We start from the raw sequence: 19523 nt of genomic DNA, 5'->3' as shown, positions 1-19523 counted from the left end.
GAGGCTGTGATGGCATTATTACTAAGCTCAGAAAAATCATTATTTATTCAAAGCTCAGAGTTACTTAAAGATTACTTAGCTATCAGTAAATTTAAAGTAGTTGCCATGCTTGTACTAACTGCTTGGGTTGGTTTGGCATTGGCTCCCGATGTTGGGCGAGGGGTATTTGTGCAGCTTGCAAGTTTGCTAGGTATTGGCTTGCTGTCGGCTGCTGCTGCCGTGATCAATCATGTTGTTGATAGTGAAATCGACAGCAAAATGGCACGTACACGTCATCGTCCTGTGGCAAAAGGTCGGCTCAGTAAACAACATGCTTTGAGCTTTGCTGCAACTATAGGAATACTAGGCTTTGTTATGCTTATGGTATGGGCGAATACGCTCACCGCCATTCTTACTTTGTTTGCGCTTGTCGGCTATGCCTTTATTTACACCTCATTTTTAAAGCGTGCCACACCGCAAAATATTGTTATTGGTGGTTTGGCAGGTGCTATGCCGCCGTTGCTAGGGTGGGTGTCTGAAACAGGCCATATGGCTGCGGCTCCTTGGCTGTTAGTGATGATTATATTTACTTGGACCCCACCACATTTTTGGGCATTAGCGATTGCACGTAAAAGCGATTATGAGCGGGCAAAGATTCCTATGTTGCCTGTTACTCACGGTATCGAATTTTGTAAAACCTGCGTTGTTGGCTACAGCATTTTGCTTGCTTTGGTATGTGTGTTGCCTTATTTAATTGGCATGTCAGGGCTAATTTACTTACTAGGAGCAAGCGTTTTAAACGCGATATTCATTTATAAAGCGTTAAAACTAAAAATTGCCCCAAAAGATGATACAGCAATGGACTTATTTCGTTTTTCAATCGTGCATTTAATGCTACTCTTTATCGCCTTATTCATTGATAAATGGTTAGTTTTATGACGCGAATCGTCGCTTTTTTATGTTTCAGTGCGGTATTGTTTGTAACCGGTTGTGGTAAAAACAACACCGCTCCTGAAGTCGAAGCACTGGTTTATGAGCAAGCAAAGCTGATTAGTCCGTTTTTATTAACCGATCAACATGGTGCGCCCGCTGATAACAGTCAGTTTATGGGGCATTGGAATTTGGTCTTTTTAGGCTACACCAGTTGCCCTGATATATGTCCAATGACATTGGCGAAACTAACGGCAGTACAAAAGCAGTTAAGCCAAGATTACAAAGTGCAGGTATGGTTTGTTGCCGTTGACCCAAAGCGTGATACAACCGAAAAACGCAAAGCCTACATTGATTACTTTAATCCTGATTTTCTTGCAGTATCAGGCCCACACAAACAGCTTTTTCCATTTGTCAGAGAGCTTGGCTTAATTTACGCAATTAACGATAGTGATGAGCAAGAGTATGCAGTTGATCATAGCGCGTCGGTAGTGATGGTTGATGGCGATGGCTCGGTACGTGCGATTTTTAAGCCTGAATTTAAACAAGGCAGCGTGCCATTAATAAACGCCACAACTTTGACTGAAGAGTTCAAAAAAATAGCAGATTATTACGCAAAGTAAACTTTCTTGGTTAAGGGAGTCATTTTCCGCAAAAGAAAAGCTTCCTTTTTTGATATAAATGTCTAAGCTACTAAAAAATTTTACTATTTTTTGATTCAAATTATGGCATTTTTATTTAGTCAGTCTAAGCTTTTGTTATGAATTGTTTAAAGCAGGGAAGGTATAAGTAATGTTAAAGCTCCCTACAGAATTAGCTATTAGTCAGGTCGAAACACTCCATCAAGATTTGCTACAAGAGTTGTCAGCAAATGATGATATCTGTTTGGATATCAGTGAAGTGACCCGTGCTGACACAGCATCAATTCAGCTTTTATGTGCATTACAGAAGCATTTACTTTCGGTGCAACACAAAATTATTTGGGTTGGCGAGAGTAAGCCGTTGCAACAGGCAATTAATAGTTTGGGCTTAAGCCATTATCTTGTGCTTGAGAATGCCAATTAAGAGGTTTTTATGAAAAGAATTTTAGCAGTAGACGATTCTGCATCTATGCGCCAAATGGTTGGTTTTACGCTTAAAAAAGCTGGCTTTGATGTGACAGAAGCGAAAGACGGCAGCGAAGCTTTAAATATCGCAAAACAACAAGGCTTTGATGCTGTTATTTCTGATGTGAATATGCCGGTAATGGATGGTATTACCCTTATTCGTGAATTACGTAGCTTACCTAATTACAAGTTCACACCTTTACTGATGCTGACTACAGAGTCGGGTCTTGATAAAAAGTCTGAAGGTAAAGCTGCTGGTGCAACTGGTTGGATTGTTAAGCCATTTAATCCTGAGCAATTGTTAGCGGTATTGAAAAAAGTGATTCGCTAATAATAGGAGCGGGGCATGAGTATAGATCTAAGCCAATTTTTTGAAGTATTCTTCGAAGAAAGCTTCGAAGGACTCGACGCTATGGAGGCTGAGTTATTAAACTTAGTGCCTGGCGAAGAAGACTTAGAGACCATAAATACAATTTTTCGCGCTGCGCATTCAATAAAAGGAGGTAGCGGTACCTTTGGCTTTAGTGCTGTTGCAGACTTTACTCATGTTCTCGAAACCCTTTTAGATCAAATTCGTGAAGGTTCACGAGATCTTACTGCTGAGCATGTAAATTTACTTTTAAAATCAGTTGACTGTTTACGGGCTTTACTCAGAACTTTACAAGCTGAGCAGCAGCCAGATCTAACTGAAGCTGATGAATTGCGTATTAAATTTGAAGAAATTCTTGGTATGCGTGCTGCAAGTAAAGCACCAGAGCCAACGCAAGAAGCTGTTAGCGAAAGCAGCTTTAACACCTATCAAATCGATTTCAAACCACACCATCATTTATTTAAAACCGGTAATGAACCACTGTACATGATCAGTGAATTAGCGGAATTGGGAGAACTTGAAACACAAGCCTTTCAAGATGATGTGCCCGATATTACTAACCTTGCCCCTGAAGATTGTTTTTTGTCGTGGCGCTTTTTCTTAACCACAGACAAAGAGCAAAGCTGCATCGAAGAAATTTTCGAGTGGGTTGAAGATGATGCTGATATCACCATCACCCTATGTGGTGGTTTGTTTGGTGATGAAGAGGTTGCCGCTGTTGAAACTGTTGCTGAAGAGGCTGCGCCAGCGCAAGAGGCTGAACCTGCAGCAGTTAAACCAATCACTGATACGAAAAAGCCAGCGCCAGTTAAAGCAACCACAGCCAATGCAGAATCAACCTCAATCAGGGTTGGTATCGACAAAGTTGATTCATTGATCAACATGGTGGGTGAATTAGTGATTACCCAAGCGATGTTAAGTCAATTGGGTGAGCAAGAGATCACTGAAGCAACTATAGCCTCATTAAAAGAGGGCTTAGCACAACTGGCACATAATACCCGTGACTTACAAGAAAATGTCATGCGTATTCGCATGTTGCCTATCAGCTTTGTGTTTAGTCGCTTTCCTCGCTTAGTACGCGATATCTCGCAAAAGCTTGATAAACAAGTTGAGCTTAAATTACTTGGTGAACAAACCGAACTAGATAAAACCGTGATGGAGAAACTTTCTGACCCCATGGTGCATCTAGTGAGAAATTCCTTAGATCATGGTTTAGAAACCGTTGATAAACGCGTTGCAGCGGGAAAAGACCCTGTTGGTACTGTAACGCTCAATGCGTTTCATCAAGGTGGCAATATCGTTATCGAAATTATGGACGATGGTCAGGGCCTGAATACCACTAAAATTCGTGAAAAGGCAATTAAAAACGGCCTAATTTCAGAAACCGATGAGTTGTCTGATAACGAAATCAACGAGCTTATTTTCTTACCAGGATTTTCTACAGCCGATCAAGTCAGCGACTTATCAGGTCGTGGCGTTGGTATGGATGTAGTAAGGCGCAATATCGAAGCACTTAGCGGCTCTGTTGAAGTGGCTTCTGCACCAGGCGTGGGGTCGACATTTACAATTCGTCTACCGCTAACGTTGGCTATTTTAGATGGGCAGTTAGTCCGAATTGCTGAGCACACTTACATCATCCCGCTGATTTCGATAATTGAGTCATTGCAAATCGATATTAGTAAAGTGAGTCGAGTAGGCAAAGACTTAGATGTGCTGCGTTTACGTGACGAATATATTCCAATCTTAAGGCTTTATAATATTTTCAATCATAAAGGGGCGATTGAAACGCTTGATAAAACCTTGTTGGTTGTCGTAGAGAGTGACAACCAAAAAGTAGGTTTATTGGTTGATGACTTATTGTCGCAACAGCAAGTGGTAATCAAAAGCTTAGAGGCCAATTATCAAAAAGTTGATGGTGTCTCAGGGGCGACAATTCTAGGGGATGGTCGTGTTTCTTTGATTGTTGATATTAGTGGCTTGATTAAATTATCTGGGCTTAGAAAGCCTGGGAGCCAAGAATTGATTATTGAATCAAAAGCGAATTTGGAGGCGTCATGATTGCACAGCACGACGACCTGCATAACAAACTAAACCTTGAACAAGATCAAGATGTAAAACAGTTTTTAACCTTCTTCATGGCTGAAGAAGAGTATGGTGTTGATATTTTAACGGTGCAAGAAATTCGCAGTTGGGAAGAAATTACGGTGATCCCTAATTCACCGGATTTCGTCAAAGGGGTTATCAACCTGCGCGGCACCATAGTGCCGATTATTGATTTAAGGCTACGTTTTGGTATTTCAGCCATTGAATACGGACCGTTAACCGTTGTAATTGTTCTAAAAGTACAGCTTGAAAATACATGTAAAATTATGGGCATCGCCGTTGATGCCGTCTCGGATGTCTATAGCATTGCTGAGCATGAAGCGAAGGCAGTGCCACATTTGTCTGACTCAGACAACGCGCAATTTGTTGCGGGTTTAGTCAATGTGGGTGAGAAAATGGTCGCATTACTTGACCTACAAAAAACAATGGACATTTAACTGGGTAGATTAACAAGAAGGTGAAGGGTATGGGATGGTTTAGCAGTCCTAAAAATGTTGAGTCGGAAAATGATTTAGTTATTGCGGCACTTAGAAAGTCGCAAGCGATGATTGAGTTTCAACCGTCGGGGCAGATCATAACTGCCAATGCTAATTTCTTAAACACCATGGGTTACCGACTCGAAGAAATCCAAGGGCAACACCACTCTATGTTTGTTGCTGAAAAAGAGTCGCAAAGCCCTGAGTATCAACAGTTTTGGCAGCGATTACGCAGCGGTGAGTTCTTCACTGATGAATTTAAGCGTGTCGGTAAAAATGGCAAACAAGTTTGGATCCAAGGTACCTATAACCCAATTATTGATAGCAATGGTAATGTCACTAAAGTTATCAAATTTGCTACAGACATCACACCGCAAAAAGAGCTTGAACGTCAGTCAAAACGTGATGCTGATTTATCAAATGCGCTGCGTGTATGCCAAGCTAATGTGATGATTGCCGATAACGATTTAAAAATTATCTTTGTTAATGAGCAAGTAAAGCAAATGCTGCAAGCTCGCGAATCAACTTTACAAACAGTGCTACCTAGCTTCTCTGTGGCGAATTTAGTGGGTACGTGTGTTGATGATTTTCATAAACAACCATCACATCAACGTGAATTACTAAAAACATTATCTGAACCATACAAAACCACATTGCGTTTGGCGGGGCTTATTTTTAGCTTGATTGCGACTCCTTGGGTGAGCGCTTCGGGTAAGCGTTTAGGTACTATTGTTGAGTGGCAAGATATAACTGATAGCGTAAATAAAGCGGATGCTGAAAAGCGTGCAGCAGAAGAAAACTTGCGAGTACGCCGAGCACTTGATCGCGTGGCAACTAACACCATGATTGCTGATTCTGGCAACAACATTATTTACATGAACGAAGCCGTTCTGAACATGATGAAAATTGCTGAAAGTGATTTACGTAAAGATTTACCTAACTTCAACAGTAATAATTTAATTGGTCAAAATATTGATGTGTTCCATAAGAATCCAGCACATCAACGTAACATGCTTGCTAAGTTAAGTGATACGTACAGTACTGAAATTCAAGTCGGCGGCCGTACTTTTGGTTTGGTTGCAAACCCTATTTTCACCCCAGACAACGAGCGTATTGGTACGGTTGTGGAGTGGGAAGATAGAACAGCTGAAGTCGCGATTGAAAAAGAAATTGCCGGCCTTGTTGCTGCAGCGGGTAGTGGTGACTTAGAAGCCCGTGTAGAAGAAGCGGGTAAACAAGGTTTCTTCTTACGTCTAGCGCAGGGCTTAAATAGCCTAGTTAGTATTGTTGATGATGCAGTAAAAGACACAGGCAATATGCTGGATGCTATGGCAAACGGTGATTTATCAAAACGTATTGAGCAAGACTATCAAGGTTCATTCGATAAATTAAAACGTGATGCAAATGCCACGGCTGATAAGCTTACTGAAGTGATTAATCGCATTAATACCTCAGCAACGCTGGTTGCCAGTGGTGCAGAAGAAATCTCGCAAGGTAATGCTGATTTAAGTCAACGTACTGAAGAGCAGGCTTCATCACTTGAAGAAACAGCATCAAGCATGGAAGAGATGACCAGTACGGTTCGCCAAAATGCTGATAATGCAAAAGAAGTGAATGAACTTGCTGAAGAAACACGTACTAAAGCGCAAAAAGGTGGCGAAGTTGTAAATCGCGCTGTAACCAGTATGTCAGCAATTAATGAATCAAGTAAGAAGATTGCAGACATCATTAGTGTCATTGATGAAATAGCCTTCCAAACAAATCTACTTGCGCTTAATGCCGCTGTCGAAGCAGCACGTGCAGGTGAACAAGGTCGTGGTTTCGCAGTTGTTGCAGGTGAGGTTCGTAACTTAGCGCAACGTTCAGCAGCTGCAGCAAAAGAAATCAAAGAATTGATCCGAGACAGTGTTGGAAAAGTTGAAGATGGTACATTACTCGTCAATGAATCGGGTTCAACATTACAAGAAATTGTTACTGCAGTACAAAGAGTTACTGCAATGATTTCTGATATTGCCCAAGCTTCTGAAGAGCAAAGCTCTGGTATTGAGCAGGTCAATAAAGCCATTGCCCAAATGGATGAAATGACCCAGCAAAATGCAGCATTAGTTGAAGAAGCCTCTGCCGCGGGTGAATCAATGGCAGAGCAAGCGAATGATATGCGCCGCTTGTTAAACTTCTTCTCGTTATCGAATAACGAGATGGATATTACAAGCCGTGCAAGTTCAGCGCCTGCAGCTAAACAGCCAAGCTCACCAGTGCGTTCGGCACCTAAAGGTAATAACTTTGTTGACCCTAGTGATGAGTGGGAAGAGTTTTAAAACTCTTCCCAATTAAATTCTAACTAGTTAATTGCATCTAATGTTACAGCTGCAGGGTCAAGCACATGAAAGAGTTTTTACTAACGGATAGTGACTTTAAAGCTATTTCGTCACAAGTGTACGATGCTTGCGGCATTGTTTTAGCTGAGCATAAGCGCGAGATGGTTTACTCGCGCTTAGCAAGGCGTATTCGCCAACATAAGCTTAAGAACTTTAAAGAATATTTAGACTTTCTTGAAGAGAATAAAGAACAAGAGTTTAGTGAGTTTATTAATGCCATAACCACTAATCTGACTTCTTTCTTTCGTGAGCCACATCACTTTAGTTATCTAAAAAATACCATAGTCCCCAAACTGCTGATTAGTAATGCTAAACAAAAGCGTGTAAGGGTGTGGTCTGCTGGCTGCTCTACCGGCGAAGAGCCTTATACCATTGCTATGACCTTAAGCGGTTTATTCCCATCTGATTGGGATGTGAAAATTCTAGCTACTGACTTAGACTCAAATGTGCTCGCTAAAGCACAGGCTGGCACCTATACCGCTGCCAATGTGAATGGTTTAGACAAAAGCCAACTTAAGCGCTGGTTTCTAAAAAGCCATGACGGTCAGTTATATAAAGTAAAACCCGAACTACAAAAGAATATTTTCTTTAAACGTCTAAACTTATTACAAAGCTGGCCTATGAAAGGGCCGTTTGATGTTATTTTTTGTCGCAATGTAGTTATCTACTTCGATAAGCCGACGAAAGATACTCTATTTAAACGTTATTACGATTTGTTGACCGATTCAGGTCATTTATTCTTGGGGCATTCCGAAACACTGGGTAAGGACCACAAAGAGTTTAAGAATTTAGGCCAAACTATCTATCAAAAAGGTGGTCTATGAGTAGTCATTTTAAACCTGTATTGTCTGGTTTTGAGCACGTTAAACGGTTTTGGGATGGCAAGCGCCATAAAGTGGTTGCTAAAGTATTACCAGGCGAATTTTATGTGTCTAAGTCTGATGAATTGATCACAACTGTGTTAGGGTCGTGTATTGCTGCATGTATTTACGATGAAGGCTTAGGTATTGGTGGTATGAATCATTTTATGCTGCCGGCTGAAAAAGGCGTTGATCCGAGCAACGCACATAGCCTTAATTGCCGTTATGGTAACTGGGCAATGGAATACTTGATCAATGAAATCCTAAAAAATGGTGCTTCTAGACGCAACCTCAAAGTAAAGCTGTTTGGCGGCGGGAAAATAATCCGCTCAATGACAGATATTGGTGTTGGCAACATTCGTTTTGCAAATGCCTATGTACTTGAAGAGGGTTTGGATTTAGTATCCCATGATGTTGGCGGGCCTTGGCCACGTAAGGTGATGTTTGATCCACAAACAGGCAAGGCGCAGGTTAAGAAAATGCGTGAATTGCATTCTGATAAGCTTGAAAAACGTGAAATTAAATACTTACACGATATTGAGCAGCAAGATGCAGAAACGGATATTGAATTATTTTAGGAGAGCAAATGATCAAAGTACTCATAGTTGATGATTCTGCTTTGATCCGTGGTTTACTCAAGGAAGTGCTCGAGCAAGCGCAAGACATTCAGGTCGTTGGCGCGGCAGAAGACCCTTATCAAGCCCGAGATTTAATTAAGCGCCTTAATCCCGATGTCTTAACGCTTGATATCGAAATGCCGAAAATGGATGGGTTAAGTTTTTTAAAAAACTTGATGCGCCTTCGTCCTATGCCAGTTGTGATGATTTCTACACTGACTCAAAAAGGCTCACCAATCACACTGGAAGCCCTCGAAATTGGTGCTGTTGATTTTATTGCTAAGCCAACTATCAATGTCACTGAAAATCTTCAGCGTTATGCCCATTTATTACATCAAAAAGTGCGTACTGCAGCTGGCGCTAGAGTGCGAGCTTTTAAAGAAACAAAAGTTGAAGACGACAGTGCCCTAGCAACATTACAATTTAAGGGCAATAGCGTACTTGCCATAGGGGCTTCAACAGGTGGCACCGAGGCGATTAAAGAAGTACTCGTGCGCATGCCAGAAAATTGCCCACCGATTGTGATTACTCAGCATATTCCGCCGGTCTTTAGTACTTCGTTTGCGATGCGCATGGATAGAACGTGCAAAATAAACGTTAAAGAAGCTGAACATGGCGATAAACTACAACCTGGCTGGGCGTATATTGCACCGGGCGATCAGCATTTGAGTGTGGTGAAAAAAGCCGGAGGTCTGTTTTGTCAGCTTGATTCGAGTGAGCTGGTTAATCGCCATCGCCCAGCAGTCGATGTGCTATTTAACTCCCTCGTTATTGCTTGCCCTAAAGCGACAGTAGCAGCGTTATTGACCGGTATGGGTAGTGATGGCGCGCAAGGCTTATTAGCATTAAATCAAGCAGGAGCTTACACCATAGCGCAAGATGAATTATCGTCAGTGGTATGGGGCATGCCAAAAGCCGCAGTCGAACTCAATGCGGCTAATGAAGTGGTTCGCCTAGATAAAGTCACAGCGCAAATGCTAAAACAAGCAGTTAAGGTACAATAACCCAAGGTTGAGAGAACCAATAATAGCTGCCTTTCTTCGCGATAGAAGGGGCCGTGCAGTTAAAGCGAGAGCGGCCTTTTTTCAGTTTTTCAGGTGAGGTGATCTTCACCGTATCTTTACTAAGCCAGGTTAAATCAGCTTGACCAATACCTGATACATAACAAGCAAACTGGCTTTTATGAAAGTCCTGCATATCAAATTGAATGCTTAAACTTGGCGGGTTTTCGTCCGTCACGCTATCTGAATAGGTGAGCTGTTTGATAGTGAATGCTTGAGAGTCGAGTTTAGTGGCAAGCGTATCAAGCTTTGAATAAAAGCCCGATGCCGGAAAGCGTGGTAACCGGGTAAAGTCAGAATGGATACCTACAGCCCCTGAATGCTGACCTATACCAACAAATCCTAGCGATTTTACTAGTTGTTGCAGTGAATTATTAAACTCGCCATAAGGGTAAGCAAGGTATTTGTAATCATGGCCAATTTCTTCTTTAATGCGCTGCTGGGCAGATAAAATGTCTTCTTTAGTACGTGCAAGCCATGCTTCTTCAGTCTCGCCTGGTTGTTTGCGGTGTAAGTAATTATGAATTTGCGTATGGTTGCTAATTAAGGCGCCTTTTTTCGATAGCTCCTTTAACTGCTGCCACGTCATTACATAGCTTTTGCCTTCATCAATTAGCTCGGGATTTACGAAAATAGTGTACGGATAGTCAAATTTTTCTAAGATGGGCGCAGCTTCTTCATAGTTATTTTTGTAGCCATCATCGAAGGTTATTGCGACGGTTTTATCTGTTAGCGGTTGGCCAGCTTGTAACGAGGTAATGAGTTCATCTAGTGGAATAACGTTGAAGTTATTATCTTTTAAATATTGCATATGTTCAGTGAATGTTTCGTTACTGACGCTGGTTACCGCAGGAAGGCTTTCACTGACGTGGTGATACTGTAGAATGACTGCGCCATGGGCACGCAAAGATAAACCTAACAGGACTGCAAATACTAAATGAAACATTTTCTTAAACGTCATAAGGCACACCATAAAAGTTTACTGTTATTAGCCGGTCCGATGATTTTATCAAATATTACCGTGCCAATGTTAGGTTTAGTTGATACTGCTGTAATCGGCCACTTAGGAAGCGCTCACTATTTAGCTGGTATAGCGCTCGGCTCAGCAGTTATCTCGTTATTATTTTGGCTAGCAGGCTTTTTGCGCATGAGCACCACAGGCTTGGTTGCCCAAGCTTATGGTAAAAGCGATCACACCTTACTCGCTGAGCTATTAAAGCGCAGCTTGTTACTAGCAACAGCGGTTGCGCTGTTATTAATAGCGCTGAGTATACCTATTCAATCCTTAATGGCATATTTATCAAATGCGAATGAAGCTGTTTTAGAACAAGCAAATAGCTATTTTTCGATTCGTATTTTTAGTGCACCCGCTGCTTTGTGTAATTTGGTTTTACTTGGCTGGATGCTAGGTGTTCATTATGGCCGCGGGCCATTCTATTTATTACTTATCACCAATATAACCAATATTGTGCTTGATATTTATTTTGTGGTGTTTCTTGATTGGGGTGTGGCTGGAGCTGCGTGGGCATCTTTAATCGCTGATTATATCGCCCTTGCTTTTGCACTGATGTTAGTTGAACAGCTCGCTAAAAAGCAAGGTGTTAACCTTGCCGTGAAAGCCTGGTTAAGTGTTACTAAGTTACTTGATTTAGTAAGCTTAAATCGCGATATTTTTATTCGCTCATTAGCACTCCAGCTATGTTTTAGCTTTATGACTTTTTATGGCGCACGTATCGGCGAAACAACCTTAGCGGCTAATGCCGTATTGCTAAACTTTTTAATGTTGGTGAGCTTTGCGCTTGATGGTATTGCTTATGCAAGTGAGGCAAAGGTCGGTAAAGCGAAAGGTGAGCACAGCGCTAAGCAGATTAAGTTATGGGTTAATTTGAGCTTGTTTTGGGGTGGGTTATTTGCACTGTTTTATAGCCTTATATTTTTATTATTTGGCGAGGCAATTATTCGCTTACTTACCGATGTGCCCGAAGTTATCAGCCTTGCAACGGTTTATCTTCCTTGGGTGATTATATTGCCTATCGCGGCGATGGGTTGCTTCTTATTTGATGGTGTATTTGTCGGCTTAACCCGTGCTAAAGACATGCGTAATACTATGTTATTTAGTGCTCTAGTGGGCTTTTTTGGACTGTTTTGGGTAGTGAGTAGCTGGCAAAATCATGGTTTATGGTTTGCGATGACCAGCTTTATGCTAATGCGCGGGTTAACGCTGTGGTTTCGCTATCGTAAAATTGTCAATAATCAGCAATTATTAGATTAAATTACTTCCACAAATCAGGGTCGTGATTTTTGGGAGACGAGCGCTCTAAAACTTGCGCAAAACGATTGGCAAAAATACCTAAGTAGCCCCAACCAGCAAAGAATAAAGCCACTGCTAGTATGGCTAGGCCAATTAATTGAAATAGTGCGGGTCCATAGTAACCTATGGCAATAAAAATCACGGCTAGCACAAACAGTGCTAGGCCGCGAAGAAAGCGTTTTAAGCTTAATTTGGGGTCGCTGCCTAAGCGAAATACCCATTTTTTAAGCATGCTTAATATACCGGTTAGTAGTAAGAGTGCTCACCAGATTGGTGATCAGTAATGTCTCTTACACCGTTGATTTCGTCAAACTTGGCGATCATTTCTTTCTCGATGCCTTCTTTTAGTGTGACGTCAATCATTGAACAACCGTTACAGCCACCGCCAAATTGCAGTACCGCGATACCGTCAGCAGTAATTTCTACTAGGCTAACTTGGCCGCCGTGGTTAGCGAGCTGTGGATTCACTTCGGTTTCAAGCATATGTTGAACACGTTCTTGCAGTGATGCATCGTCGCTAAGTTTACGTGCTTTTGCATTCGGCGCTTTAAGCGTTAACTGAGTACCCATTTTGTCAGTTACAAAATCGATTTCAGCTTCTTCTAAGAAAGGGGCGCTTTCTGCATCAACAACGGCATCAAAACCATTGAATGGTAGACGAATATCAGTCGCTTCAACGGCGTCTTCTGGGCAGTAAGAAACACCACACTCAGCCTGCGAAGTACCTGGGTTTACTACAAACACACGAATGTTTGTTTGTTCAGCTTGGTCTGCTAAAAGTTTAGCAAAATGAGATTGTGCAGATTCAGAAATAGAGATCATAAAACGGACTATACTTGACTAAATTACTCGGATACTGTGTATCATACTCCGCTCATCGTGTTGTCGCCAGTGTTGAGCGTAAAAAGTTGCATCTATTTTATCGAATGGTAGCGTTAAAACATCAAATAATTACGGGTGCTATCTATGCGTTTCATAATAACAATATTAACCATGCTAGTGAGCGTCAGCGCATTAGCAAAACCTCTTTCTTATTACTTTGAACAAGATGTGAAATTTGACCCAAGTATTCCGACTCCTGAGCAGGTGTTAGGCTACGAAGTGGGTGAGTGGCATGTACGTCACGATCAACTTGTGCAATATATGCAAATTCTTGCTGAAAAAAGTGACCGAATGAATTTTAAAGTAATCGGTCGCACTCATGAGCAGCGTCCACTGGTGATGCTAACGGTTACAGCGTCCGACAAACTTGGCCAAGTTGAGCAAATCCGCAAGGCTCACTTAGCTCGCCTAAATGGTGAAGCGAGTGACTCAAGCAAACAGCCTGCGGTTGTTTGGATGGGTTACAGTGTTCACGGTAATGAATCATCAGGCAGCAATGCATCGCTTCTCGTTGCGTATTACCTTGCTGCAGCACAGGGGCCAGAAATTGACGCCTTACTTAACAACACGGTTATTTTACTAGACCCATCATTAAACCCAGATGGCTTAGCGCGTTTTGCAAATTGGGCAAACAGCAACCGCGGCATGAAGTTATCATCAGATCCACAAACTCGCGAGCATATCGAAAGTTGGCCAAGTAGCCGTACTAACCATTACTTGTTTGATTTAAACCGTGACTGGTTGTTACTGCAGCACCCAGAATCGCGTGCGCGTATTGCACAGTTTCACCAATGGAAACCGAATATTCTAACTGACTTTCATGAGATGGGCCCAAACAGTACTTACTTTTTCCAACCAGGGATCCCAACTCGTAAGCACCCAATTACGCCTGAAGAAAATGTCACGCTGACAAAAGCCATTGCAAACTATCATGCAAAAACACTTGATGAGCACAATGCACTTTACTTCACAGAAGAAAGCTTTGATGACTTTTACTATGGTAAAGGCTCAACTTACCCAGACGTAAATGGCGGTGTAGGCATCTTATTTGAACAAGCGAGCTCGCGTGGTCACTTACAAGAAACTATTAACGGCCCGTTAAGCTTCCCGTTTACGATTAAAAATCAGTTATTAACAAGCTTATCGACGTTCCAAGCGGCGATTGATAACCGTACAGACTTACTTGATTATCAAGCAAAATTTTACAACAAAGCAGTTGATCTTGCTGGTGATGAAGACTTTAAAGGGTATGTTGTCAAAGGCGGCGCTGATCAAAGCCGCATGCAATACTTCCTTGATTTACTTAGACAACATCAAATCAATGCGTACATGTTAGAAGAGCCGCTAAAAGTAAACGGTCAAAGCTTTTCTGAGCAGAGCTATTATGTGCCATTAGCACAGCCACAATTTCGTTTAATTAAAGCGATTTTCAGTGAGCAACAGCGTTTTGTTGATAATACCTTTTATGATGTATCTGGCTGGACACTTGCTCATGCCTTCAACCTAGAATTTGCAAAGGTAAGCAGCAACTGGGGCTTAAATGTGGCTAAAATGCCTTGGCAACAAAGTGTTAAGTCAAGCTTTGCAGCATTACCGCAAAGCTATGCCTATGCATTTAAATGGGATGATTACCTAGCGCCAAAAATGCTTAATAGCTTGCTTGAACAAGGTGTGAAAGCACGCGTGGCATTAAGCCCACTTACAGCAAAAACGCCATCAGGTGAAATAGCTTTTGAACCAGGTAGTATTCTTGTTCCTGCTGGTCTGCAAACTGATAGCAACTGGGTTAGTTATTTAAACCAAGCACAGAATGAGTTTGGCATTGAAATTACGCCAATTAGTTCGGGCTTAACGGTTAAAGGTGCTGATTTAGGTTCTCGTGCAATGGCGGTTGTGAAAGCGCCTAAAGTATTACTCGTGGGTGGTCAAGGAACTAGCCAGTATGAGCTTGGTGAAGTGTGGTATTACTTAGATCGTTTTGTAGGCACCGCGCCAAGCATTATCGAAATGGAGCGCTTAGGTAACATCGACCTTGAAAACTACAGCCATATTATTTTAGCGCACGGAAATTTCAATCGCCTTGATGATGCGACTAAAGTTGCTATTAAGTCGTGGGTTCGTAAAGGCGGTGTTATTTGGGGTCATAAAGGTGGTGCTAAGTTCTTAGCTGATCAGCAGCTACTAAAAGCAAACTACTTATCTCGTCGCGATGTAGCCAGTGCCTTTGATACAACAGGACTTACTTATGCTGATAAAGATGACTTAGCTGGTCGTCAGCGTATTGCCGGTGCAATTTTTAATACCTCAGTGGATTTATCTCATCCACTTACGTATTCGCTTAACCGTAATACATTACCTGTATTTAAGAATAGCACTTGGCTACTTGAGAAGTCAGATGCCCCATTTGTTAATGTGCTTACTTACACAGATAAACCGCTTCTAGCTGGCTTTACTGATGACGTAAATGTAGAGCAAGTCGCGGGCGCGGCAGGCCTCATTGCGCATTCATATGGCAAAGGCAGTGTGATAGGCATGACAGATAACCCTGTATTCCGTGGTTACTGGTACGGCACGAGTCGATTACTAAGCAATGCCTTATTTTTTGGTAATGCCTTTCATGCCTCTGGTGATAAGTAATCACAATTAATCATAATGCAGGTTGCCTAACCCCGTTAGGCAAGTGAGCATAGCCCATACTTGCTTTGCCCCTGCATGTTTTATGGCTTCTGTCGCAGCATTTATGGTTGCGCCAGAGGTCATCACATCATCAATAATCGCCACGGTTTTTCCTGTTAAATCTTGCTGACAAACAAAGGCATTTTGTAGATTTTTAACTCTCTTCGCTTTACTTAACTGTGATTGCGCTTTGGTTGCTTTTTGCTTGTAAAGAGCTGAGCTAACAGTACATTGCTGGTTTTTCAAAACAGGCAGCCAAGTTTGGCTTACCTGATTAAAGCCGCGCGCTAAAAAGCGTTGATTATGCAGTGGTAGCACAATAAAAAGATCGGGCCAACTTGAATTAACTTGATGAGCTAATTGCAGCTGCCTCTGTATTACTTGTTGTAGTGCCACACGAAAATATTGCTGGTCATTAAACTTCAATTGCTTGAGCCAAAGTTTAAAAGGCGCTTGATACCAAGCACAGGCAATTAAATGATCAAAATTACTATCAGGAAATGCATCACAGATATCTGGTCGGTGTAACAAATTTGGATGGTGTGTAAGGTCAAATAAATTGAGGTCATCTAAACAATACTGACACAAAGCTTGATCAGCCTGTATGTGATTCTGGCAGCTAATGCAAAAGTTGGGGAATAGTGCGTCTAGCCCTAGTTTTAAGGCATGAGGTAAGTGAGACATTGCATTCATTCCTTTAAACGCTATTATGAGCGCTAAGTGTGGTTGGGAAATACAAAATATGCAAAATGATATGGTGCTATTACATGGCTGGGGAATGAACCAAGGGGTTTGGCAAGTGATCAAACCTGAGCTTGAGTTTTTTCATGATGGTGAAGTCCGTTGCCTCGATTTACCTGGCTTTGGTAACGCGCAGTTAATCCCTACACCTTACACTTTGCATGCTGCAGCTGAACAACTAAGTACACAGCTAAATGAAAAGTCTATTCTTGTTGGCTGGTCGTTGGGCGGGCTTTTTGCCTTGTATATTGCAGCATATTGGCCTGACAAAGTAGCAAAGGTTGTGTTGGTTGCCTCAACGCCTTTTTTTGCGCAAACCGACGAATGGCCAGGTATTAAACCTGACGTATTGAACGCATTTAAAGATCAGCTAGTTAGTCACAGAGAAAAAACCATAGAACGGTTTTTGGCGATACAAGCAATGGGCAGTGAATCAGCTCGAGATGACATTAAGCAACTTAAAGCACTTTTAAACCAATACCCTGCGCCTCAAGAGCAAGCTTTAAGTGCGGGCTTAGACATTTTACAGCAGGATGATTTACGGGAACTATTCGCTAACCTTAGCGTACCAGTGCGTGGTATTTTCGGTCGCTTAGATTCATTAGTACCTTATCGCGCGATTGAAAAAATGCATGCCTTACAACCTCAATTTGAATATGAAGTTTTAGATAAGGCCTCACACGCGCCTTTTATTTCACATAAAGCGGCATTTATATCAGCACTGAAATCAATGTGTTAAGCAAAACTCGCTGAGAGGCCAGAAAAATAGCGGGATTTAGCTTTATTTTGCTCGTTTTATGAGCGATACTTAACGGGTAGATCTCACTGTTGGAGGGTGTTATGCCAATCAGTTCTGTTTTTAATAATGCGGTAGAAGGTTATAACCGTGCAAGCCAAGGTATCGAAAAGGCGAGCGCTGAGATTAGCCGTGCCTCAATTGATCAGCAAGATGATGCCCAATTAGCTCAACAACGCCAATTACAAGCTGCAACTCCAAATGAAGCTGTAACTCCGCCAGTTTCACAACCTGCCCCAATTGATGAGTCGCTTGTTAATTTAAAAGTTGAAGAGTTTAATGCAAAAGCCAATATCAACACGATTCAGACTGCTGATGAAGTGCTCGGTACATTAATAGATATTAAAGTTTAGTACTTATGAATATCGTCACTCCGTTTCCTTCGATTAATATCAACACAGCGAATGTGCACACTGAAAGTGCTCGCCGTGATAATCAGTTACGTGAAGTGATCCCACCTCCTGCTGCTACCAAGCCGAGTAACGCAGAAAATAAAACCCTGAATGATGGCGACAAAACCAAGCAGCCAGGTTCTGAGGCTGGTACCTATGATGCTAAAGGTCGTCTTGCTGAAGAAAAAGTGATTGAAGAGCGCCAACAAGGTAGCGAACAAGGCGAGCCTGAACAATCAGAGCAAGAACAGCAAGAAGCTAAACAAGAGCAGCAAAAAGAGCAAAAGGTTGCTGAGCAAGAGCAACAAGACGCTGAGCAAATTAAAGAGCTAAAAGCCCGCGATACCGAAGTGCGTATTCATGAACAAGCGCATGCAACCGTAGGGGGGCAATATGCTGGCTCACCAAGTTATGAGTATCAACGCGGCCCTGATGGTACAAACTATGCCGTGGGCGGCGAGGTGCAAATTGACGTTGCTGAAATCAAAGGCGACCCAAAAGCTACAATCGAAAAAATGCAGACGGTGCGTGCAGCTGCGCTTGCACCTCAAGAGCCTTCAAGTGCTGATCGTTCAATTGCTGCCGATGCAACACAAAAGCTTATGGCAGCGCAAGCTGAGCTTGCCAGTCAATCAGCTGATGGCGATGCTGACTCAGGCAAATCGACTTTCAAAATAAACAGTGAGTATGCCGAAGATAGCGCTACTCAAACCAGCGAAACTAAAACAGCCAAGCGTGATGTTGAAGTAGACGAGCGTGCAGCGCGTATTGCTAATTTTTATCAAGCGGCAACTTCGCCCACTAACCAAAACCAGTTCTCTGCCTTTATTTAACTAATATCAATTAACAGTATTAGTTAATCACTTTGTGGTTAAAACTTGTCGCTAACGAAGTTTAAATACTACATAACTACTCACTTAATTTATTAATTACTCTAACAGTTTCTTACATTTAGACTACAAAAACGAATATTGTTTCCATTGCGGGTCCTTACTCGCTTTGGTAGATTGTCCACGATTTATAATTAGGATGATTTAACAAATGAAATACACTCTTCTTGCTTGCGCATTATCACTTGCTTCTACCGCTGTCATGGCAGAAAACACCTCGCCTCTAAGCTATGACTTTGTTGAAGCCGGGTATAAAAAGACAGAAATTGATGGCTTAGATGAGCGATCTCTTAAAGGTTATGGCTTTAATTTCAGTAAGCAGTTTGCTGAGAATTGGTATGTTACAGGTCATTATTCAATTTTAAATGATGATGTGACTGCAACGAATGAATTCAATGGCTCAGGTGTTTACGATAGCAATGATAATTATTTAGGTGATACTGTCATAGCTTATACTTTCGATTATGATATTGATATGACGCGTTACGAAATTGGTTTAGGTTATATTTATTCGCTATCCGATCGCACTAAAGTTGATTTTTCAGCAAAGATTGGCCAGTTAAAGAGAGAAATTGACCTTAATGTTAAAGAAGTTGTCTCATACCAAGATCAAGTTTTTAATAGCTTTTCAGAGAATCACTCAAATTCAGAAACCGCAGATATTTTGTCTGCTAACGCGCAAATCAGACATCTATTAACTGATTCATTTGAGATCAACGCTGGCGTTGGCTACGAGCGTTTGCACGACGAAGAGAGCGAAAATAATGCTGCATTTCATTTAGGGGCAAACTATGCCTTTACACCAGCTTGGCTGATAAGCGCAAGCTATCGTGATGCAAATGATTACTCAGACCTTGCACTTTCGGTTCGTTATAACTTCTAATTTTTTAGCAGCTAGGGATGCCTTTCCCTAGCTGTTTTCACTACTCACTTTGTTTCTGTAATCGTATTTTGT

20 protein-coding genes are annotated in these 19523 nt (G+C 41.8%); 16 read left to right on the top strand and 4 right to left on the bottom strand.

The annotated features are described in order from the left end of the window. The first annotated feature begins 9 nt into the window (after nucleotides 1–9). The 10 genes from cyoE to VRK28_RS10610 all read left to right on the top strand — a co-directional run bounded on the left by cyoE (nucleotide 10) and on the right by VRK28_RS10610 (nucleotide 9823). On the top strand, nucleotides 10–918 hold the full coding sequence (gene cyoE, locus VRK28_RS10655; protein ID WP_054562873.1) for a heme o synthase: 909 nt from the start codon (nucleotides 10–12) through the stop codon (nucleotides 916–918). Next, complete coding sequence (locus VRK28_RS10650) at nucleotides 915–1532, top strand: SCO family protein (protein ID WP_062564785.1); 618 nt, start codon at nucleotides 915–917, stop codon at nucleotides 1530–1532. Before cyoE ends, VRK28_RS10650 begins: the two co-directional genes overlap by 4 nt. 169 nt (nucleotides 1533–1701) lie before the next feature. Beyond that, a complete protein-coding gene (locus VRK28_RS10645) occupies nucleotides 1702–1974 on the top strand; it encodes an STAS domain-containing protein (RefSeq protein WP_054562871.1) in 273 nt (90 codons plus the stop codon). Between the two features lie 9 nt (nucleotides 1975–1983). Then, nucleotides 1984–2346: a response regulator gene (locus VRK28_RS10640; RefSeq protein WP_054562870.1), complete on the top strand. Its 363-nt coding sequence runs from the start codon at nucleotides 1984–1986 to the stop codon at nucleotides 2344–2346. Between the two features lie 15 nt (nucleotides 2347–2361). After that, nucleotides 2362–4443: a chemotaxis protein CheA gene (locus VRK28_RS10635; protein WP_332393904.1), complete on the top strand. Its 2082-nt coding sequence runs from the start codon at nucleotides 2362–2364 to the stop codon at nucleotides 4441–4443. Then, complete coding sequence (locus VRK28_RS10630) at nucleotides 4440–4925, top strand: chemotaxis protein CheW (RefSeq protein WP_054562868.1); 486 nt, start codon at nucleotides 4440–4442, stop codon at nucleotides 4923–4925. The genes VRK28_RS10635 and VRK28_RS10630 overlap by 4 nt, the downstream gene beginning before the upstream one ends. Before the next feature lie 29 nt (nucleotides 4926–4954). Further along, nucleotides 4955–7282 (top strand): methyl-accepting chemotaxis protein, encoded by a 2328-nt coding sequence (locus VRK28_RS10625; RefSeq protein ID WP_062564788.1) that lies wholly within the window; start codon nucleotides 4955–4957, stop codon nucleotides 7280–7282. A gap of 65 nt (nucleotides 7283–7347) precedes the next feature. Further along, nucleotides 7348–8166 (top strand): CheR family methyltransferase, encoded by an 819-nt coding sequence (locus VRK28_RS10620; RefSeq protein ID WP_062564789.1) that lies wholly within the window; start codon nucleotides 7348–7350, stop codon nucleotides 8164–8166. Then, complete coding sequence (gene cheD / locus VRK28_RS10615) at nucleotides 8163–8780, top strand: chemoreceptor glutamine deamidase CheD (RefSeq protein WP_054562865.1); 618 nt, start codon at nucleotides 8163–8165, stop codon at nucleotides 8778–8780. The genes VRK28_RS10620 and cheD overlap by 4 nt, the downstream gene beginning before the upstream one ends. An 8-nt stretch (nucleotides 8781–8788) precedes the next feature. Then, on the top strand, nucleotides 8789–9823 hold the full coding sequence (locus VRK28_RS10610; protein WP_130167397.1) for a protein-glutamate methylesterase/protein-glutamine glutaminase: 1035 nt from the start codon (nucleotides 8789–8791) through the stop codon (nucleotides 9821–9823). Here the strand turns inward: VRK28_RS10610 and VRK28_RS10605 are convergent. Beyond that, entirely contained in the window at nucleotides 9810–10841 is a 1032-nt protein-coding gene (locus VRK28_RS10605) for a polysaccharide deacetylase family protein (RefSeq protein ID WP_062564790.1), read from the bottom strand. The two genes, VRK28_RS10610 and VRK28_RS10605, sit on opposite strands and share 14 nt — an antisense overlap. Here VRK28_RS10605 and dinF point away from each other — a divergent pair. Further along, on the top strand, nucleotides 10818–12152 hold the full coding sequence (gene dinF / locus VRK28_RS10600) for an MATE family efflux transporter DinF (RefSeq protein ID WP_332393903.1): 1335 nt from the start codon (nucleotides 10818–10820) through the stop codon (nucleotides 12150–12152). The genes VRK28_RS10605 and dinF overlap by 24 nt on opposite strands. A 1-nt stretch (nucleotide 12153) precedes the next feature. Here dinF and VRK28_RS10595 read toward each other — a convergent pair whose 3' ends face one another. Together VRK28_RS10595 and nfuA are read right to left on the bottom strand one after the other, a co-directional pair. Further along, nucleotides 12154–12423 (bottom strand): hypothetical protein, encoded by a 270-nt coding sequence (locus VRK28_RS10595; RefSeq protein WP_054562862.1) that lies wholly within the window; start codon nucleotides 12421–12423, stop codon nucleotides 12154–12156. 14 nt (nucleotides 12424–12437) lie between these two features. After that, nucleotides 12438–13013, bottom strand: a complete 576-nt coding sequence (gene nfuA, locus VRK28_RS10590; RefSeq protein ID WP_054554437.1) for a Fe-S biogenesis protein NfuA — start codon at nucleotides 13011–13013, stop codon at nucleotides 12438–12440. 144 nt (nucleotides 13014–13157) lie between these two features. Here nfuA and VRK28_RS10585 point away from each other — a divergent pair, with 144 nt between their 5' ends. Continuing rightward, nucleotides 13158–15710 (top strand): M14 metallopeptidase family protein, encoded by a 2553-nt coding sequence (locus tag VRK28_RS10585; protein ID WP_332393902.1) that lies wholly within the window; start codon nucleotides 13158–13160, stop codon nucleotides 15708–15710. A 6-nt stretch (nucleotides 15711–15716) separates the two neighbouring features. Here VRK28_RS10585 and VRK28_RS10580 read toward each other — a convergent pair whose 3' ends face one another. Beyond that, nucleotides 15717–16433: a ComF family protein gene (locus VRK28_RS10580; protein ID WP_063528313.1), complete on the bottom strand. Its 717-nt coding sequence runs from the start codon at nucleotides 16431–16433 to the stop codon at nucleotides 15717–15719. Between the two features lie 58 nt (nucleotides 16434–16491). Between VRK28_RS10580 and bioH the strand changes: the two genes are divergently transcribed. The 4 genes from bioH (at nucleotide 16492) to VRK28_RS10560 (ending at nucleotide 19451) form a co-directional block, all read left to right on the top strand. Next, nucleotides 16492–17229 carry a pimeloyl-ACP methyl ester esterase BioH gene (gene bioH, locus VRK28_RS10575; RefSeq protein WP_332393901.1) on the top strand — a complete coding sequence of 246 codons (738 nt, stop codon included), beginning with the start codon at nucleotides 16492–16494 and terminating at the stop codon, nucleotides 17227–17229. Between the two features lie 101 nt (nucleotides 17230–17330). After that, entirely contained in the window at nucleotides 17331–17639 is a 309-nt protein-coding gene (locus VRK28_RS10570) for a hypothetical protein (RefSeq protein ID WP_054554434.1), read from the top strand. A 5-nt stretch (nucleotides 17640–17644) separates the two neighbouring features. Then, entirely contained in the window at nucleotides 17645–18511 is an 867-nt protein-coding gene (locus VRK28_RS10565) for a putative metalloprotease CJM1_0395 family protein (RefSeq protein WP_332393900.1), read from the top strand. 208 nt (nucleotides 18512–18719) lie between these two features. Continuing rightward, nucleotides 18720–19451 (top strand): outer membrane beta-barrel protein, encoded by a 732-nt coding sequence (locus VRK28_RS10560; RefSeq protein WP_332393899.1) that lies wholly within the window; start codon nucleotides 18720–18722, stop codon nucleotides 19449–19451. The last annotated feature ends 72 nt before the right edge of the window (nucleotides 19452–19523 follow it).

The sequence above is a fragment of the Pseudoalteromonas sp. P80D2 genome (assembly GCF_036680945.1).
Classification (GTDB): domain Bacteria; phylum Pseudomonadota; class Gammaproteobacteria; order Enterobacterales; family Alteromonadaceae; genus Pseudoalteromonas; species Pseudoalteromonas shioyasakiensis.
Note: the sequence above shows the minus strand (reverse complement) of the source record. Positions and strands in the feature narration are given on the sequence as shown.

Bases quoted from the DNA above. Each gene is read 5' to 3' on its own strand.
- cyoE (WP_054562873.1), top strand. From the start codon at position 10: ATGGCATTATTACTAAGCTCAGAAAAATCATTATTTATTCAAAGCTCA.
- VRK28_RS10650 (WP_062564785.1), top strand. From the start codon at position 915: ATGACGCGAATCGTCGCTTTTTTATGTTTCAGTGCGGTATTGTTTGTA.
- VRK28_RS10645 (WP_054562871.1), top strand. From the start codon at position 1,702: ATGTTAAAGCTCCCTACAGAATTAGCTATTAGTCAGGTCGAAACACTC.
- VRK28_RS10640 (WP_054562870.1), top strand. From the start codon at position 1,984: ATGAAAAGAATTTTAGCAGTAGACGATTCTGCATCTATGCGCCAAATG.
- VRK28_RS10635 (WP_332393904.1), top strand. From the start codon at position 2,362: ATGAGTATAGATCTAAGCCAATTTTTTGAAGTATTCTTCGAAGAAAGC.
- VRK28_RS10630 (WP_054562868.1), top strand. From the start codon at position 4,440: ATGATTGCACAGCACGACGACCTGCATAACAAACTAAACCTTGAACAA.
- VRK28_RS10625 (WP_062564788.1), top strand. From the start codon at position 4,955: ATGGGATGGTTTAGCAGTCCTAAAAATGTTGAGTCGGAAAATGATTTA.
- VRK28_RS10620 (WP_062564789.1), top strand. From the start codon at position 7,348: ATGAAAGAGTTTTTACTAACGGATAGTGACTTTAAAGCTATTTCGTCA.
- cheD (WP_054562865.1), top strand. From the start codon at position 8,163: ATGAGTAGTCATTTTAAACCTGTATTGTCTGGTTTTGAGCACGTTAAA.
- VRK28_RS10610 (WP_130167397.1), top strand. From the start codon at position 8,789: ATGATCAAAGTACTCATAGTTGATGATTCTGCTTTGATCCGTGGTTTA.
- dinF (WP_332393903.1), top strand. From the start codon at position 10,818: ATGAAACATTTTCTTAAACGTCATAAGGCACACCATAAAAGTTTACTG.
- VRK28_RS10605 (WP_062564790.1), bottom strand. From the start codon at position 10,841: ATGACGTTTAAGAAAATGTTTCATTTAGTATTTGCAGTCCTGTTAGGT.
- VRK28_RS10595 (WP_054562862.1), bottom strand. From the start codon at position 12,423: ATGCTTAAAAAATGGGTATTTCGCTTAGGCAGCGACCCCAAATTAAGC.
- nfuA (WP_054554437.1), bottom strand. From the start codon at position 13,013: ATGATCTCTATTTCTGAATCTGCACAATCTCATTTTGCTAAACTTTTA.
- VRK28_RS10585 (WP_332393902.1), top strand. From the start codon at position 13,158: ATGCGTTTCATAATAACAATATTAACCATGCTAGTGAGCGTCAGCGCA.
- VRK28_RS10580 (WP_063528313.1), bottom strand. From the start codon at position 16,433: ATGTCTCACTTACCTCATGCCTTAAAACTAGGGCTAGACGCACTATTC.
- bioH (WP_332393901.1), top strand. From the start codon at position 16,492: ATGCAAAATGATATGGTGCTATTACATGGCTGGGGAATGAACCAAGGG.
- VRK28_RS10570 (WP_054554434.1), top strand. From the start codon at position 17,331: ATGCCAATCAGTTCTGTTTTTAATAATGCGGTAGAAGGTTATAACCGT.
- VRK28_RS10565 (WP_332393900.1), top strand. From the start codon at position 17,645: ATGAATATCGTCACTCCGTTTCCTTCGATTAATATCAACACAGCGAAT.
- VRK28_RS10560 (WP_332393899.1), top strand. From the start codon at position 18,720: ATGAAATACACTCTTCTTGCTTGCGCATTATCACTTGCTTCTACCGCT.